We start from the raw sequence: 16809 nt of genomic DNA on the forward strand, positions 1-16809 counted from the left end.
ATAATCATTTTTGGGTAAATGGGCGAGATACCGTTTGACAATTTTGGGGAAGTTAGAAAATAGCATTTCAGTTGATTATTAATAATTTATAACTCTGCAATTATACATTGCTCTGCCAATTTTAGCAATTTTTTCCTATCATTCAACACTTCTGATTTGGATAGCAGTAGCAGGATTCCCGTACAAGATATTTGGCTAGAGTTTCGCGAGGCTCACAATCAGAATATTAAAATTACAGGTTATCCAACTAAGAAAAACCGCGCTCTAGTTAGTAGAATTATTCGAGCTTCATCAAATCCTGATGATTTAGTGCTCGATTGCTTTGCCGGTTCGGGTAGGACTTTGAGTGTTGCTTCAGAGTTTGGGAGGAGATGGATAGGAATTGATAATAGTTCGGAGGCGATCGCAACTACTTTTCGCCGTTTTGCTAAGGGTTGCGAACGGATGGGAGATTTTGTCAGCCAGCAAACATCCCTACACCAGAATCAATCGGATGACGAGTCTCGCCAATTATCGCTTTTTAACTGAGATGAATCTATATTTCAAGCTGAGTCTCCCTTAGAAAAAAGCGATATGATTAATAATTTTGGTATTTATGCAATTAATTCGTTTGCTGGGGAACTAGAAGATATTGTGAGGCAATGGATAGAATGGCAGTAGCAGCCTACAAAAAAAATCACAAAAAGCATTCGGTCACATCGCAAAAATTTGCTCGACTATTACCATATAAGATTTATCAACTATTAACCTGACTTGATATCCTAACTGTTTTCCCTAAAATTTATCGCCATTCCCCCTGAAGAGTAAAAGCCGCCCAATAATAAGGATAACGCCACTCTTCCTGCTTCAACATTTCGAGTTGTGCCGCCCTCAATGCGGCCGCTGGCGTTAACCCTTTTTGCAGCATTCCCTGATAGAAACTCGACATTAACGTAGCTGTTCCTTCATCATCCACATTCCATAAACTCACCACCACTCGCTGAGCCCCCGCATACATAAATCCTCGCGTTAATCCTACCATGCCCTCGCCTTGAATGTTCTGCCCTAATCCGGTTTGACAGGCACTTAACACTACTAAATCGGCTGCAAATTTCAGATTGAAAATATCAGTAATTCGCAGGAATCCGTTTAAGGGATTGCCCTTTTCATCTACCAGTGACAAGATGATTCCCGATAGTTCCGGGTGAGTGCTATTCGCTAAACCGTGAGTGGCAAAATGAATGATTTTATATTGGCTTAAGTTCTGACTGGTTGCGAAGGCGCGGCTGGCTGCAAAATCCAAAGATGCGGTGCGAGAATTCGCCGGAACTAACGCTTGAATGATTTGAGCTTCTTGGCGAGTGAATTTTAAACGGCTGAACTGTATGTTATTGGCGCGGCTAGAGCGGCTTAAACCGAGATTTACTGATTCTATTGCTTGGGGATTGGCGCTATTAGACTGGGTTCTGACTCGTTCATCGTCAGCGCTAAAAACTGGATCGGCGAGCATTGCTAAAGTCCGAGTTGGGGGTTGTCTGTCATTGTAGTTTTGTCTTAAGATTCCCAAGGTGGAAGCGGAAGGCAGCAGCACAATTTCATGGTCTACAATTAAAGGCGAATTCCGATTTGTACCGGGTGTTTCGGGGAGCGAGAGGGCGGCAAAGGGGAGGTAATTGAGAATGCCATCGCCAACTATCAGCAGGCGTTTTTGACCTAGTTGTGCTGCTACGGGCTGTAAAATAATTTGACTAAGCGTGTTGTTAGCTTCAGCAACTCGATCGGGAATGTTTCGGTAGAGCGGGCTAGTCACAGCATCGCGGAAATTGCGGGCTGCTTTTTCTATTTCGGCACGTTTGGGCAATTCATAACTGGTGATACTGGTTTTAGTCACCGCCCACAGATAGCTGCGTTCTTTCCCTAAAGAATACTGGAGTAAAATTGTATTCTGATCGAGGATTTGTTGTTGAATCTGTGCCACGGTTAAAGGTTGCGGTTGGGTGAGAGTGGCGTACCGGGGACTGGTGGAGCGGATTTGGGCTTGAATGTCCTGATATTGTCCTAGTAAAGTTTGCCGTTTTTGGTCTAATTCTGCTTTTTCTGCGGGGGTATGATGGGGGCGGCTTATAGTTTCGATTCGGCGTGTTTCTAAGGCATCGAGTTGCTGTTGTAAATTGCGTTCTTGCTGCAATAACTCCGGGGCTACACCTTGGCGAATATCGGCGTTTGCTTCTTGAAGAAGTTCCAATAAAGTGCGGGCGCGGGAGCGTTCGCTGGCTTCTAAGGCTTTGCGATCGTAACCAGATTTGGGATTGGTTTTGTGCAGTTCCATTAACAGGTGAATGTAGAACTGGTAATAGTCTTGTACCGTGGCAAAGTATGAGATGCGGAGCTCGTGGTTGGTAATTTTGGTGCGGAGGTTTTCGATGATTTTGATGGAGGTTTCAATGTCAGTGAGGGCTGCGATTAAATTGCCTCGCTCGCCTTTGATATTAGCCATATTGTAGAGGGTGAGAGCTTCCCCAGGACGATCGCCCACAGTGCGAAACAGCGGCAGGGCTTGGTTGAAATATTCTTCTGCTTTCTGCTGTTTTCCCAATTCTGAGTAAGTAATACCTGCATTGTTGAGGGTGTGGGCTTCTCCACGCCGATCGCCCACTTTTGGTGTCAAATCGAGGGCTTGTTTGTAGTAGTCGAGGGCTGTTTGTTTTTCTCCCAAATCTGAATAGACTAAGCCAATATTGTTGAGGATAGTGGCTTCCTTAGCCCGATCGCCCATAGCCCGGAATAAGGGAAGGGCTTGGTTAAAATACTCTTTTGCTTTCTGTTTTTCTCCCAAATCGTTGTAGGCTAAGCCGATGTTGTTGAGTGTGGTGGCTTCCGCAGTGCGATCGCCCCAAGATGTGTCGCTGTTTGCGGGTAGGTTCGAGATGTTGCTGAGGTTGATACTTGCTTCAGGGCGATCGCGCATTTCCCGAATTAGGGAAAGGGCTTGGTTATAGTAGTCGATGGCTTGCTGTTTCTCTCCCAAAGCATAGTAGACGGCCCCAATGTTGTTGAGGATGGGGGCTTGCATATGGCGATCACGTATAGTCTGATGCCAAGAAAGAGCTTGCTTGTAGTAGTTCAGGGCTTGCTGTCTGTCTCCTAATCTATTAATAATGAAGCCGATTTGATTCAGCGTGTAAGCTTCGTCCTCCCAATTTCTAAGCATTCGATAAAGCGAACGCGCTGCATCAAACTTTTGCAAGGCCTCCTGGTAAGATGCTGCTGTTTCTTGAGCGAATAATCGCTTAGCTTCCTGAAGCAATCGCTCTGCTTCATCTGTTTTTTGATTTAATAGTTGTTGGTTTTTCTGAATTAATCGCTCGGCTTCCCCATCCGGGATTTGATTTCTACTGAGATCGAGGGTTGTCAGATATACCAATCCCGCTAAAGGTTGGGCATCTGCGATTTGATTTCTACTGAGGTGTAGGGCGGTCAGATTTGTCAATCCCGCTAAAGGTTTGATATCTGCGATTTGATTGGATTCTAGGAAAAGTAGTATCAGATTGGTCAATCCCGATAAGGGTTTCACATCTGCGATTTTATTGCCACTCAAATAAAGAAAGTTTAACTCAGTCATTCTCGATAAAGGTGTCACATCTACAATTTGATTAGATGCGAGGGACAGCCCTGTTAGATTAGTCAACCCAGCTAAAGGTTTTACATCTACGATTTGATTGGCTTCGAGGAAAAGCTCTGTCAGATTAGTCAGCCCCGATAATGGTTTCACGTCTGAGATTTGATTGAAATTGAGGACGAGGGATCTCAGATTAGTCAGTCCCGATAAGGGTTGCACATCTGTTATTTGATTTATACTGAGGTTGAGCTTTCTCAGATTGGTGAATTTTGATAATGGTTTGATATCGACTATTTGATTGCGAATCAGGGAAAGTTCTGTGAGATTAGTCAGTGCTGTTTGAGCGCGATCGCACTCTTGTGTTTTTGCTTTTGATAGCAACACCTCCACCGTATGTCTGGCTTCAGGGGTCAAATTCTCTTTGTTGGTACAGAAATCAGCAAAGCTTTCAAATGTCTGGGGATTTGGCGCGGCGGCAGAGCCCATCAGCATAGTCGCACCTACAGCTAACCCCCAACGCCCCCCAATCGAAAGTATGGGATTCATAAGCACTCGCTCAAAAAAGACATGATTAGCTGCTATCATAATCTATCGCACCTTGTGATGCCCGCTTTTCCTTCCGGCTTGCTAATTAGATGGGGAGCATTTGGTGAAACAATAGTGGCTACTGCTTCTCGCTGCACTCTCCAAGCATTATTAGAAACCGGGTTTAAGAAACTGGGTATTTCCAAAAAACCCGGTTTTTTATGAAAATTTCGGTTTCTGCACAAGTCCTATCTTACGTTAATCTTAACTCAGGAATTTTAAATTAGCGATCGCCATCAAATTTAGGATCTATTATTTGCTGCTGTTTTATGAAAATCAAAAAACAACAATTTAACAAATTGAATGTTATTTTCTCCCTAGCCATGCTCGGCATTTTTCTCTTTTCCTTAACTTTACGCTTTTGGGAACTAGAGCGATTTAATACCTTAGTATTTGACGAGGTTTATTACGCTAAATTTGCCAACAATTATCTCACAAAAACTCCGTTTTTCAACGCTCACCCGCCTCTGAGCCAGTACATAATTGCGATCGGCATTTGGATCGGCACTCATCTTCCCTTCGGCAAAACAGCCGTCAACAGTATGGCTGGCTCCCTGCTTTCCCCTTGGGATTACCGCTGGCTGAATGCTCTCACAGGTTCGTTTATTCCCCTAGTTGTGGGAGGGCTAGCTTATCAGCTCGTTGGGCGCCGCACCTTTGCTTTTCTTGCTGCTTTGTTTATCGCCTGCGACGGTTTATTTTTAGTTGAATCTCGCTACGCGCTGAACAACATTTATCTAGTTTTGTTTGGAATCTTAGGCCAGTTATTTATTTTAAAATCCGTAGAAGCTGAAGGTAAGAAGCGCTGGTTTTGGCTGGTGCTAGCCGGGATAGGTTTCGGCGCATCTGCGGCTATCAAATGGAACGGATTGTGGTTCCTTTTCGGTACTTATCTGATGTTGCTGTGCGCTTGGGCAGTTCGTTTTATTCAGGGAAACAAAGAAGATGAAGAACAGGTTCGCGAGGTTAATTCGGCTCTAATTCCTCCCGAAAGTCCCGTACAAAAACTGACTCAACTCAGTTTTATAGAAGTATGGTTGAGTCTAGCTGTGATTCCTATTTTAGTTTACAGCATATCCTGGATTCCTCACCTGCACTTTAATCCAACTCCCAATTTCTGGCAGATGCAAACGGAAATTTTGACTTATCACCAGCGGATTAAAAGCGGCCCAGATGTACATCCTTACTGTTCCGCGTGGTACGGTTGGCCGTTGATGCTGCGCCCGATAGTTTACTTCTTCAAAAAAGCTAGCAACAATGCACAATCAGATCCGGTTTTGCCGCCTTTACCTGAAGGTGCAACTGAGGTAATTTTTGACGTTCACGCAATGGGAAATCCCTTCCTTTGGTGGCTGTCAACCTTAGCTTTAGTGCTAGTAATAGGACTTTTAGTTCACCGGATTTGGGTGTGGCTGCAAACGCGCAGCGAGGCTTCTGTTGACACGATAGAACAGCAGCGGCCGATTTTGTTTCCGCCGACTGCTGAAATGTGGCTGGGGTTATATTTAATAGTTAATTGGGCAGCTAATTTGCTGCCTTGGGTGAAGGTGACTCGCTGCATATTTTTGTACCATTATATGGGCTGTTCTGTGTTTTCAGCCTTAGCACTTGCTTGGTGGACTGACAGGTGGCTGCACAGCCCTCAAACTCGACTCCGAGGGATGGGGGTAACAATTATTTTTCTGGTTTTGGGTGCTTTTATTTTCTGGATGCCTATCTATTTGGGACTGCCTTTGTCGCAAATTGAATGGAAAATTCGGATGTGGCTGCCGTCTTGGGTTTAAGCTAGAAATAATTCCTTTGTGAACGGGCAAGATGCCCGTTCCACAAGAAATAAAATTAAGTTTTGTGGAACAGGCATCTTGCCTGTTCCTAACAAAGGTACAAGATGCCCGTTCCACAAGAAAATTAAGTTTTGTGGAACAGGCATCTTGCCTGTTCCTCACCAAGGTGCAAGATGTAAGTTAGGATCGTCAATTAAATAATTTCCCTTTTTTCTTGTGGGATGGGCGTCCCGCCCGTCCTTTCTGGGCGGGCGGGACGCCCATCCCATAACAGTCATGAAAAGTGGATTTTATTTAATTCTCATCCCTTATAACATTTATGACAAAGGTGAGTTGGGAAAAGCGAGCATTATTTTTGATAGAGTGCTCGATAAACTGGTTCGCCCCGTTTCAGAGTAGCAATTTCTCTTTCAGTAGCCACAGGCAGCGGATTTTCTGCTAGCCAGTTGTCGCCGTTTTGACGTTTAAAACTGGGGTTAGATGAAAAGCGCTCGCACATTTCCCTTTCTACTTCCTCAATATCTGACTGGATAAAAACTTCGCCACCAATTGCCAGATAAGTTCCCAATTCATTGACTAATTCCTGCTGTACCACCCGCCGTTTGTGGTGCTTTTTCTTGAACCACGGATCGGGAAACTGAATGCTAACTCGCTGCAAAGTACCTGCGGGTAAAGTTTCTAAAATTGGTTTCAGGGAACTATTCGCATTGCAAAACAAATAGTGCAAATTTGTCAAGCCTTTTTCGTCCCGCCAAAGATTCGCCTCCTCTACCAGAGGTTCCCGAATTTCTAATCCTAGAAAATTCCAGTCTGTTTGTACTTGCGCCATGTGCCACAAAAACCGTCCTCTGCCGCAGCCGATATCTAAATGCAGCGGTAAATTTAAGTCCGCATAGATTTTAGTCCAATCCGGGGGACTTGCAGATGCTTGATATCTAATTGATAGGGGATTGACGTGTTCCCGCACTCTTACTCTTGCCAATTTGGCTGTCTCCTGAATGTAATTTTTAACCGCTGATGAAGGCTGATTAACGCCGATAAATATTGATGTTTGCGATGTTGTTCAATACTTTTTAATTAATGAGCAATTAAAACTTTTACTCGGCAAAGTTTAATTGCTCATTATTGCATTAGGCTTCTGGTTCAATGCCTGCTGCTCTTAATTGGGCGGCTAGTCGATCGGCCCGTTCTCGTTCTTGTTCAGCTCGATGTTGAACAATTTCTATTTCTTGCCTTTCCCTTTCTACCATCTCTACTCCCCACAATAACATCTCTCCGCTCTCATCCCACCACCGCAACCAATATCCGGTTCTTTCGGCTTTTGTTCCCTGCCAAACACCCAGAAATAACCCAACTCCTGAAATCCAATAACGGCCGAAAGCATCGGGTGGTTGTACTTCATACTTTCCTGATGAATCCAAGTGGTAGACTTCTAACACTCCGGCGGCTGGTTCAAAAAGTGCATAGACTGGAACGCGCAATATTTGCTCGTAAAAATACCATTTTCCAGGCGGATAAGTTTGTTTACTAGAATATTCATCGTTGGGACTAGCTGACAAAAATTCCATGACAATCGCCGGGACTTCTCCTTCTAAGTTGGGAGTGTAACTACGGCGAATTTCTTGACTAGAAAGCGGCTGGACGTTGCGGGCATAAAACCAATCTGGAGCTTTAATAACTAGCTTGCCGTTTAATGTAGCGCAAATTCCCATGTTTGGGGCAACTAATATTCCTGTTACAATTAGCCCCGCGATTTCTAAGATTTCTCGCAAGGCGGCGGCTAGCAAGGGTTGGTCGATATTTTCCACAGGTTCCTCGTCTAAAATGAAGTCGTCTGGCAATTTTTCCCAGGTAATTTTTAAGTTGGCTGTACTGGCTGTCACGGTATTTTCCCTCTCAATGAGATTACTGGAGCGCGACTCGCAATACTTCGCGATGAAAGAGCGATCGCTCTACTATAAATTTTATCCTGTCTGGCGATAAGGCGTCGCCGTTAGCATAGTGTTCGATCCAGGTTTTGCTGATTAAATAAGGATCTTCTGGCAATTCTGATAATAAGTATCCCGGCATTTCTAACTCATCCATCAATTGACTGACTTTGGGATCGTAGCTGAGAGCAAAACAGCGGCATTCTTCGGAGGCTGCCATAATTAAACTGTGGTAGCGCATCCCGATCGCCATTTCGACTCCCCGGAATACTCCTTTCAACTTTCTCGGATCGTCTAAACTGAGGATACGGCTCCTTTGCGGCAGGGCTTCGTGCAAATGTTGGGCAATTTCTAAGTCGTGAGACGCTTGAAAAGGCAGCAGCAAAATTAAGGTGCGAGTTGCTTTTTGAAAGTCAACTAAAGCTTGAGTTAAGATTGACAAACGCGCCGGAGTTAGTGTAGGATGAGAACGCAAACAAACAGCAACTCTGGGTGCAGGTAAATCCCACAAACCCGACACGGGGGAATTCTCTAAAGCCCACACCGGATCGGGCGCTAAAGTAAAGGGAATTTTCCAATCTGCAAGTAAAGTAGCTGAACCTTTATCCCGCACGCTGACGGCGGTGCATCCAGCAAAACAGCGCTGAGATAACTTGCGAGTCATTTCGCGCTTCAAAGGCCCAATTCCCTGGGCCCAAGCAACAGTTTTTAAGCCCATCTGCTGCGCTAATCCCATCAAACCCCCATAATAGAAAGGGCTCACAATGCTAGTAGCGTCTTGGATTAAACTACCGCCGCCCCAAATTAGGGCGTCGGAGGTGCGGAGTGCTTCGAGAACTTGAAAGGCATTCATCCGATCGCGCGCTGCTACCCCGTACCGCTGATTTGTCTCGACAGGATTGCCAGACAGGACGATCGGCGTCACGCCATCTGGTAACATTTGCAGTAGCGATGCCAACAGCGCCTCGTCGCCGCCGTTGCCTTTACCGTAATAGCCGCACAAAATTGCTCGCATTTCTACTCTTTTCTTTGTTTGTGATGGGGAATCTAACTATTTTAGATTTTAGATTTGGGATTTTAGATTTTTTTGAGATTAGAAATTTGATAATACTACTACCCAAAAAAATGATACTGTCAGCAAGCTTCAAGGCTTTACGTCATCAGTCAGCTCAAATCACAAATCTAATAAAATCTCCAATCGCTAATCTAAAATTGTATGACCAGCCCAAAAACAGGTACAAGCCCCGACTTAAGTCGTGGATGCTCCTAAAATTTTAGACCAAAGCTCAAGCTCCAAGATTCATCTGTGGAGTAAATCTAAAATCTAAAATCTAAAATCTAAAATCGACTGACTCATCATACTTTATATGAAAGTTGCGTAAGTCCCGATCGATAAATCTTTCATCTTCGTTCAGAATACAAAAAATGCACGCTTTGTCAATTCCCACCTGGATTATTCACGTCTCTAGCGTCGTCGAGTGGATTGCCGCCATCTGGTTAATTTGGACTTACGGCGAAGTCACTCAAAACCGAGCTTGGTGGGCCCTTTCCGCCGGAATGCTGCCCGCTCTCGTCAGCGCTATGTGTGCCTGTACATGGCACTATTTTGACAACTCTCCCGCCCTAGAATGGATTGTTACCCTGCAAGCGGCGATGACTCTCTTCGGCAATTTTACTCTGTGGGCTGCTGCTTGGTGGATTTGGCGATCGGCTCAACCAGAAAAAATTAAAGATTGAAAAAGAGGTAAATATTTTGAAAAAAATCACTATTTGGGTCAAATTAGCCGCGAGTTCGCTGTTGTTAACCGCAGGATTTTTACTTCCCAGCCAAGCCAGCAACACTTCCTCGCAACTCGCCCAACAGCCTAACTGCAAAAGTCCTCAAACTACACAGGAGCAGAATGCGTGTTCCAGTCAAGAGTTTCAGGCAGCAGACAGAAAACTCAATCAAGTATATCAGCAACTTCAGCCGAAACTCAACAGCAAACAAAAGCAAAGATTGATAGTAGCACAGCGTAGTTGGCTCAAGTTTAGAGATGAATCTTGCAATTATGAAATGGGGCAGTTTGAAGGTGGAACTTTGGCTGCTTCTACCTACGGTTATTGCAGAGCGAGGGTGACACAAGAACGGGTTAAAGACTTGGAGCGTTATTTGCAACAAGCAAGTTTGTAAAAGTTCGGTTTGTGGCACAGGCGTCCCGCCTGTATTTGTGGCACAGGCGTCCCGCCTGTATTTGTGGCACAGGCGTCCCGCCTGTATTTGTAAAAAAATCTAATTCACCAATCTTTCAGAATTGCAATGCCACAGAATTAGTAGCAATTAAACCTGCCTCAATCAACAATCCCTCGAGACTGTCAACCAGTCCATCAAGACAATGTATAATTTGGCGATCGCCCGCAGGTAACGAAATAGAATTAGTTAGACTGTGAATCTGGCTTTCCCAATCTTCAGGCAATTTTGAACACAAAGCTGTTGCCCGTTCTACCAGACGCTTTTCGCCCGGATGAGGGAGAGAATTAATAGCAAAAACAATATCAAAATAACTGCCTAAAAAAGCGGCTGTTCGATGAATAATACTTACTGAATCGCGGCGCAAAACAGCGGATTCTAGCTGGTGGCGGACTGAAAAAATCGGGTGGCGCAAAATCGGATAATTTTTGGCAATTATGGCTCGCAATTGCTGAAACCAACCGTCTCTGTCATACAATGATACTGAGGTGAGAACGTTCCACCAAAAACAGGTTTAATAACCTATTGATACCAGGGTAAACGCATCTTAACTTTCACCCCAAATATGCGACAGTTAAATCCGAGTAAATTTCTATGTAGTTTTTTGTAGTTTATTGGTGCTATCAATGGCAAGACGTTTTAGTAAAGCTGTAACTTACCAACAAAAACAAATAGATTCATTGCCTTCAATGAATATTTTAAATACCAGTTTTTGAGAGCATTTTGCTTTCCTTGAAAGACCCAAGAATAGAAAGAAGTAAAGAACATTTGCTCAAAGATATTAGATCGATTGCGATTCTAGCTGTCCAGACGCGGTGCAGACGGAGCGGTTCGGAATAGAAGCCTATGGTAATCCCAAATATGAATGGTTAAAAAGCTTTCTAGAATTACCGAATAGTATACCATCTCATGACACATTTAGTCTCCTTCTTTGCCCGAATTGAACCACAACAGTTTCAAGAATGTTTTTTGAGTTGGGTAAATGCCATAGTCGGGGAATTAGAACTAAACGTCCTTCATAAAGTTCCTTAATAGAATTTGAAACCCGATCGCACGCCGCCAATGAAAACTAATCTAACATCATACCAAAAAAAGCGGCTCCGCTTGTCGCAGAACCGCCGTCACAGAGGATGAAAAATCAAAAATTAACGCACAGCGCCCTGTACTGAAGGTGATTCAATTGTCTTCATGAAGTACAGCTTCACTAATTGCCAGCCGTTCGACAGATACAAAGGCAACTTTTGGAAAAACTGCAAGAATTTCGGAGTATTAGAAGCAACAATTGCAGTCAACTGCTGATTGTTCTTGAGGCAAACATCCAGGCGTTCATAAAATTCTGGATTGTTCACGTCGAGCATCACGGGGAATACGCGGCCTGCTGTTTCGTTGGTCTTTTTAATCACTTCGATGTCGTATTCGCGAGCATCGAGACCGAGCGATCGATAAAAACCCGCGCGCTGGATATCATTGAGATACATTGTCGCGAACACTGACAGCAAGAAGAAACGGCACCAAAGCTTAGCGCGCCAATCATTCAACATCTGAGGCTGAGCTCTCATCACCGCATCAAAGAAATCTCCGTGGCGGTTTTCATCCTGACACCAATTTTCAAAGAATCGGAAAATCGGATAAATCTGGTCTTCAGGATGGGCTTTTAAGTGCTGATAAATCGTGATGTAGCGCCAATAACCGATCTTTTCCGACAAGTAAGTCGCGTAGAAAATAAACTTCGGCTTAAAGAATGTGTAACTGCGGCTCTTTGTCAAGAAACCCAAATCCAGGGACAAATTAAAGTCGGACAGCGCTTTGTTGAGGAATCCGGCGTGCCGCGCTTCGTCCCGCGACATCAGGTTGAAACCCTCGGCGAGCACTGGATTTTTGTCTTTGAGCCTGCGTCCCAATTCTTTGTAAAGCAAGAACCCAGAAAACTCAGCGGTGCATGAACGTTCTAGAAACTCAATGAACAACTGGCGTTTTTCGCCGTCAATGTGATCCCAAGATTGAGCGAACTCCTCATCCCGCACGAAGTGGTTTTTGTTGTAGTCAACGCGGAACTCTTGGATAATTGCTTCTAGTTCGGCTTCATTTACCGAGATGTCCATTTTGGCCATCTCGTCAAAGTCGGTTGTGTAAAATCTCGGCGTGAGAATAGTTTCTTTGGCTGGGGCTTTCACTCCCGGCCGCAGTTCTTCAAAAGTGGGTTTTTTGAGGGAATCTACCATATTTTTATTGGATTTCTGCTTATAACTACTCGCTTGTTTCCATTGTCGGGTACTGCGGGCGATCGCGCTCGTGTATGTCCGGCCAGCGCTGGCGGCGCGCTTGGTTTGGCGCTCCGTGTGGAATCCCGGTCTAAGCTGCTGTAATTTCCACGCCCTCCAGTTTACCAAGCTCTCGCCCACGCAAATATGTTGCTGGCGTTAAGAATTGCTACGCAAAATTACTCACTGGGCATGGGCATAGGGCATGGGGCATGGGGCATGGAGCATAGGGAATTGGGGAATTGGTAGTAAATAACCAATAACTTCGGACTATTCACAAATATCTGCTGGTGTCAAGCTGTTTAAACACCCGATAGAAAGTACAAAATGTATAGAGGGACTCCAATTCTTAGAATAATCAGGCAGGACGGTCAGAAAATGAGCAATTTAGGTGTTAGTTACCTTTTATGGGCAGCTTGTTTTTTCGGCCCATTCGGACTCCACCGTCTCTACAACGGCAAGATTGGTACGGGTTTGCTGTGGCTGTTTACCTTTGGTTTGTGTGGGTTCGGGCAATTGTTTGACTTGCTGCTGCTGCCGAACATGGTGGACGAACACAATGCCAGTCTCAGGGGCAAACTCGGCGTATCTCGCGAAGGTATACCGCTATATCCAGTCAGCGGGGCGATCGCCGCGACATACCCCAAGCCAACTCCAGACCAGTTAGGGGTTAAACTCCTGAAGGCAGCTTATACCAAGAACGGAAGATTATCTGTCACCCAAGGGGTGATGGCAACCGGCGCTACTTTTGCCGAAGTGGAAGAGGCTTTCACGGCACTGCTCAAAACCGGTTATGTGAGTATCGAGAACGATGCCGTAACTGGCGTGGTGATCTACCACTTTCACGAACTTTAGCTGCTGCGGGTGCATTAACTAGGGGATTTTGTCTATTTTTCCAGAAGCTAATCGCTGAGGCACCCTACTACTTGATATGGCTGACCCAGCAGTTGTTGCGGTTTTTCGAGTAAGCATTGCCGGCAAAATCGGCTAGAATGTTTGTTTGTCTATATAAGCAAGCAGAAAGTATTTAGCGTCATGGCAGTCCCTAAGAAGAAAACCTCCAAATCCAAGAAGAATATGCGTAAGGCCACATGGAAGCGCAAAGCTGTCGTGGCAGCTCAGAAAGCTCTGTCTCTGGGCAAATCTGTTCTGACTGGACGTTCCAACAGCTTCGTGTATCCCGGCAATGAAGAAGAGGAGGAAGAATAGAAACGGCATACCGGGCATGGGGCGAACCCGATGCCCGATCGATCAATCCTTTTTTGCTGTTGGTAAAATCAGCATGGCATCGCCAAAGGAATAAAAGCGATACTGATGCTCGATCGCTTCTCGGTACAAATCCAACAGCCGAGGCCTTCCAATCATCGCACTTACCATCATCATCAAAGTAGAGCGGGGCAAGTGAAAATTGGTAATCATCCCCTCTACAACCCGCCACTTGTAACCAGGGTAGATAAACAAATTGGTCGGGCCGCAAAAAGGTTGCAAGGAAAAATCGCCACTCGCGGCGGCGGCTCCCTCTAAAGCTCGGACTGCTGTTGTACCCACAGCAATAATCCGCCCGCCTCGGGCTTGAGTTTCGCGGATTTTCTCAACGGTGGCGGAGGGTACTTCCACCCATTCGCCGTGCATTTTGTGAGTCGTCACGTCTGCCACCTCCACCGGGCGAAACGTCCCTACTCCGACGTGTAAGGTGACAAAAGTTTTTTCGATTCCCCGCTGTTCCAAGCGGCTGAACAATTCTTCGGTGAAGTGCAGGCCTGCTGTGGGGGCAGCCACCGCCCCAATCCGATCGGCATAAACAGTCTGGTACTGTTCCGCAGAAGCTTGGGAATTTTCGATGTAGGGCGGCAGGGGTACGTGGCCGTATTCGTCCAAAAACTTCGCCAGATTCTCATCTGTGGGGATGTCAAACTCCAGCAGCCTTCCCCCTGTTGCGTCGTCCCTCTCTATAACTGTTGCAGTCAATCGACGACGATGGGGCATCGTGGCATCGGGAAGGCAACAGCAAGGAGCTGTGGTCGAGTCCTCACAGGCAGGGGCGATGGGATCAAACTCAATTTTTGAGCCCAACTTTAAGCGTTTCCCCGGTTTAACCAAAGCCAGCCAGCAGTTGTGCTGCCGTTCTTCCATCAACAATATCTCCACAGCCGGGCCGTTGGGTTTGTGCCCGTAGAGCCTCGCTGGCAGCACGCGGGTGTTGTTCAGTACCAGCAAGTCGCCCGGTTGCAGCAAATCGGGTAAATCCCTAAAAATCCGGTGTTGGTGGCTGCTGAGAGAATCTACAGCCAGCAAGCGAGAACTGTCCCTCGGCACTACGGGATTTTGGGCAATGCGCGAGGGCGGAAGTTCGTAGTCGTAGCCGTCCAAAGACCAGTCCATCTCTGTCATCAAGTGAATTCCTGTGCGATCGATCTGTCAACTGGGTAACAAATTGGGTAAAAACCCCCATCCAAAGTCGGGTGCTTTTCCCCTTGTGGTGGCGGGTATAGCCCGCGAGGATAGAGGTATAGCATCAGCTTTGCTCATAAGGATCGTTATGGAATACCTCTACTACATCGCCAATACTAGCCTTACTCTGAGAGTCGTGGATTACCTACGCACGGCTCATCATCTTCCCTTGCAATTTATCACTGTTATTCACCAAATTGACGGCTGGGTGGTAAAGGTGAAAATGAGCCAATATTTAACTCCCGAAATGCACGGGGATTTTCGGGCTTTTATGAACGAACTCGGGATTCCTTACGATCCTGAAATTCGCTTGCAAATGGCGCTGTGGAGTTTGGAAACCGGACAGTCGCCGCTGAGCGTGATGCGCCGCTACCAGGTGGCAGTGGTTTGTCACGGCAGCCCTGACCGCAAAGAAATTGAAGCGTTTCGCCAGCAGTTTGTCAAGGGCCTGGGGTATTGCCCTGAAACTCTCGCCTAGATTGCTACGCATATAAATTAACTGTGATGACAGAACAGGAGAGGGAGAGAAGGGGAAAGCGGGAGAAGATTTAACGCTTTTTTCAGCTCCGTTAAAGCTCAAGACAGAAATGCGCCACAGCCTAGGCAAGTTAACAATTAAAAATGACCTAGGGGCATTGCTTTGAGATTTTACCCTCTGAATTTTAATTATATATTTTTAAATGCTAAAAGCCGATCGAATGTATTCTTGCAGGGTGAGTCGGTAGTTTCCTTCAAGGGAATATTGAGAACTGGCTGCTGTTAATGGTGGTAATATTTGCTTAGTGTTTTGTTGTGAAGGTTCGCACCTGACTAAAGCGACATCAAAGCGACAATAATTATTGGCTAAATCTGGATGAGTGCTTAAAAATATTTCGGCTGTTTGCCAAAGTTTGGCTTGTTTTGTGGTAGTAACAGCCAGCATTCCACCAGCATCCCAATTTCCCCGGCGGCGAGTTTTTACCTCTACAAATGCTAATGTTTGGGAATGGGGAATGGGGAATGGGGAATTTTCGTTACCTCTGTTGATTTCGCTTTCTTCATCTCTTCCGAGTGCGATGATGTCAATCTCTCCCCAGCGACAGTGCCACTGGCGGTGCAGGATTTCCCAACCTTGCTGCTGCAACCAGTCGGCGACTAAGTTTTCTCCCAATGTGCCGATATCCCTAGAGTTTGGGGATTGGGGGGAATTGGAGTCAGCCGTCGCTAACGGGCGATTCCCTACGGGATAGCTACGCTTGACGCGCTTTCTGGTAGAATTCAATTCTGAACTGTCACGACTGCCCATTAGCTTGAACTTGTATGATGATTTCTCGAATTCGCCAACATATTTATACTTTCTTGCTGAGTTTTGTTATTTTAGCAGTAATTGCCGCTGGGGCGATCGGCATTAATCCCGCACCTGCTTTCGCTTTGGATCACGACAAAGAAATCCTAGTCGGCGCTGATTTTACTGGCCAAGTTCTGACTGACGACAGCTTTAATAAAGCCAATCTTCGCAACAGCAATTTTACTAATGCAGATTTGCGAGGTGTCAGCTTTTTTGCGGCCAATATGGAAGAAGCAAATTTAGAAGGCGCTAATTTCACGGGTGCTACTTTAGATTTAGCTCGCATGATGAAAGCAAATTTAACTAATGCTATCCTTGAGGGTGCTTTCGCTTACAATACCAGGCTGGAAGGAGCTATTATTGACGGTGCTGATTTTACAGAGACACTGCTGCGAGACGATATGATAGAAAAACTTTGTAAAGTGGCAAAAGGTACTAATCCCGTGACGGGTAGAGATACTCGCGAAACTCTTTTTTGCGATTATTAAAATGCTCGTTGAATAAAGTAATAAAGTCCTTAGTACAAACGGGTTCTTAGTAGGGACTTTATTCCTTATATCAGTTTAAAAAAATGTAACCGCACGCAAGCTTCAAACCCAGGGCTGTTTCATTCTCTTGTAGGGGCAATCCCCCCGTGGTTGCCCC

At 45.5% G+C, this 16809-nt stretch carries 18 protein-coding genes; 9 read left to right on the top strand and 9 right to left on the bottom strand.

Annotation, left to right across the window (positions count from 1 at the left end):
- The first annotated feature begins 156 nt into the window (after positions 1-156).
- On the top strand, positions 157-528 hold the full coding sequence (locus tag QUB24_RS18430) for a site-specific DNA-methyltransferase (RefSeq protein ID WP_333154623.1): 372 nt from the start codon (positions 157-159) through the stop codon (positions 526-528).
- A gap of 253 nt (positions 529-781) precedes the next feature.
- Here the strand turns inward: QUB24_RS18430 and QUB24_RS18435 are convergent, their stop codons facing one another.
- Positions 782-4144 carry a CHAT domain-containing protein gene (locus QUB24_RS18435; RefSeq protein WP_333154624.1) on the bottom strand — a complete coding sequence of 1121 codons (3363 nt, stop codon included), beginning with the start codon at positions 4142-4144 and terminating at the stop codon, positions 782-784.
- Between the two features lie 308 nt (positions 4145-4452).
- Between QUB24_RS18435 and QUB24_RS18440 the strand changes: the two genes are divergently transcribed.
- Positions 4453-5967, top strand: a complete 1515-nt coding sequence (locus tag QUB24_RS18440) for a phospholipid carrier-dependent glycosyltransferase (RefSeq protein ID WP_333154625.1) — start codon at positions 4453-4455, stop codon at positions 5965-5967.
- Here QUB24_RS18440 and QUB24_RS18445 read toward each other — a convergent pair.
- From QUB24_RS18445 to csaB, 4 genes are all read right to left on the bottom strand, one after another.
- Positions 5964-6113: a hypothetical protein gene (locus QUB24_RS18445; RefSeq protein WP_333154626.1), complete on the bottom strand. Its 150-nt coding sequence runs from the start codon at positions 6111-6113 to the stop codon at positions 5964-5966. The genes QUB24_RS18440 and QUB24_RS18445 overlap by 4 nt on opposite strands.
- A gap of 203 nt (positions 6114-6316) precedes the next feature.
- Positions 6317-6949: a tRNA (guanosine(46)-N7)-methyltransferase TrmB gene (gene trmB, locus QUB24_RS18450; protein WP_333154627.1), complete on the bottom strand. Its 633-nt coding sequence runs from the start codon at positions 6947-6949 to the stop codon at positions 6317-6319.
- 148 nt (positions 6950-7097) lie between these two features.
- Positions 7098-7850, bottom strand: coding sequence for a Uma2 family endonuclease (locus QUB24_RS18455; protein ID WP_333154628.1), 753 nt, complete (start codon positions 7848-7850; stop codon positions 7098-7100).
- 22 nt (positions 7851-7872) lie between these two features.
- Positions 7873-8910, bottom strand: coding sequence for a polysaccharide pyruvyl transferase CsaB (gene csaB / locus QUB24_RS18460; protein WP_333154629.1), 1038 nt, complete (start codon positions 8908-8910; stop codon positions 7873-7875).
- Positions 8911-9320: 410 nt separating this feature from the next.
- Between csaB and QUB24_RS18465 the strand changes: the two genes are divergently transcribed.
- Both QUB24_RS18465 and QUB24_RS18470 read left to right on the top strand, forming a co-directional pair.
- The gene (locus QUB24_RS18465) at positions 9321-9632 is read left to right on the top strand and encodes a DUF2499 domain-containing protein (protein WP_333154630.1); all 312 of its coding nucleotides are present in this window, start codon (positions 9321-9323) and stop codon (positions 9630-9632) included.
- Positions 9633-9648: 16 nt separating this feature from the next.
- Positions 9649-10068 (top strand): lysozyme inhibitor LprI family protein, encoded by a 420-nt coding sequence (locus tag QUB24_RS18470; RefSeq protein WP_333154631.1) that lies wholly within the window; start codon positions 9649-9651, stop codon positions 10066-10068.
- Positions 10069-10183: 115 nt separating this feature from the next.
- Here QUB24_RS18470 and QUB24_RS18475 read toward each other — a convergent pair whose 3' ends face one another.
- Positions 10184-10603, bottom strand: coding sequence for a hypothetical protein (locus QUB24_RS18475; protein WP_333154632.1), 420 nt, complete (start codon positions 10601-10603; stop codon positions 10184-10186).
- Positions 10604-11034: 431 nt separating this feature from the next.
- On the opposite strand from QUB24_RS18475, the gene QUB24_RS33655 reads away from it, so the two are divergent.
- Positions 11035-11157 (top strand): hypothetical protein, encoded by a 123-nt coding sequence (locus tag QUB24_RS33655; RefSeq protein ID WP_333224336.1) that lies wholly within the window; start codon positions 11035-11037, stop codon positions 11155-11157.
- Between the two features lie 113 nt (positions 11158-11270).
- On the opposite strand, the gene acsF is transcribed toward QUB24_RS33655, so the two are convergent.
- A complete protein-coding gene (gene acsF / locus QUB24_RS18485) occupies positions 11271-12347 on the bottom strand; it encodes a magnesium-protoporphyrin IX monomethyl ester (oxidative) cyclase (RefSeq protein WP_333154677.1) in 1077 nt (358 codons plus the stop codon).
- 417 nt (positions 12348-12764) lie between these two features.
- Here acsF and QUB24_RS18490 point away from each other — a divergent pair, with 417 nt between their 5' ends.
- Both QUB24_RS18490 and rpmF read left to right on the top strand, forming a co-directional pair.
- Complete coding sequence (locus tag QUB24_RS18490) at positions 12765-13241, top strand: TM2 domain-containing protein (protein ID WP_333154633.1); 477 nt, start codon at positions 12765-12767, stop codon at positions 13239-13241.
- A 180-nt stretch (positions 13242-13421) separates the two neighbouring features.
- A complete protein-coding gene (gene rpmF, locus QUB24_RS18495) occupies positions 13422-13595 on the top strand; it encodes a 50S ribosomal protein L32 (RefSeq protein ID WP_006632406.1) in 174 nt (57 codons plus the stop codon).
- Between the two features lie 42 nt (positions 13596-13637).
- Here the strand turns inward: rpmF and queA are convergent, their stop codons facing one another.
- Positions 13638-14777, bottom strand: coding sequence for a tRNA preQ1(34) S-adenosylmethionine ribosyltransferase-isomerase QueA (queA, locus tag QUB24_RS18500; protein ID WP_333154634.1), 1140 nt, complete (start codon positions 14775-14777; stop codon positions 13638-13640).
- A 148-nt stretch (positions 14778-14925) separates the two neighbouring features.
- Here queA and QUB24_RS18505 point away from each other — a divergent pair, with 148 nt between their 5' ends.
- Positions 14926-15315 carry a hypothetical protein gene (locus tag QUB24_RS18505; RefSeq protein WP_006632408.1) on the top strand — a complete coding sequence of 130 codons (390 nt, stop codon included), beginning with the start codon at positions 14926-14928 and terminating at the stop codon, positions 15313-15315.
- 198 nt (positions 15316-15513) lie between these two features.
- On the opposite strand, the gene QUB24_RS18510 is transcribed toward QUB24_RS18505, so the two are convergent.
- A complete protein-coding gene (locus QUB24_RS18510) occupies positions 15514-16122 on the bottom strand; it encodes a YraN family protein (RefSeq protein ID WP_333154635.1) in 609 nt (202 codons plus the stop codon).
- Positions 16123-16136: 14 nt separating this feature from the next.
- On the opposite strand from QUB24_RS18510, the gene QUB24_RS18515 reads away from it, so the two are divergent.
- Positions 16137-16652, top strand: coding sequence for a pentapeptide repeat-containing protein (locus QUB24_RS18515; protein ID WP_333042425.1), 516 nt, complete (start codon positions 16137-16139; stop codon positions 16650-16652).
- Positions 16653-16809: the final 157 nt, after the last annotated feature.

It is taken from the genome of Microcoleus sp. B9-D4 (genome assembly GCF_036705105.1).
Taxonomy (GTDB): Bacteria; Cyanobacteriota; Cyanobacteriia; order Cyanobacteriales; family Microcoleaceae; genus Microcoleus.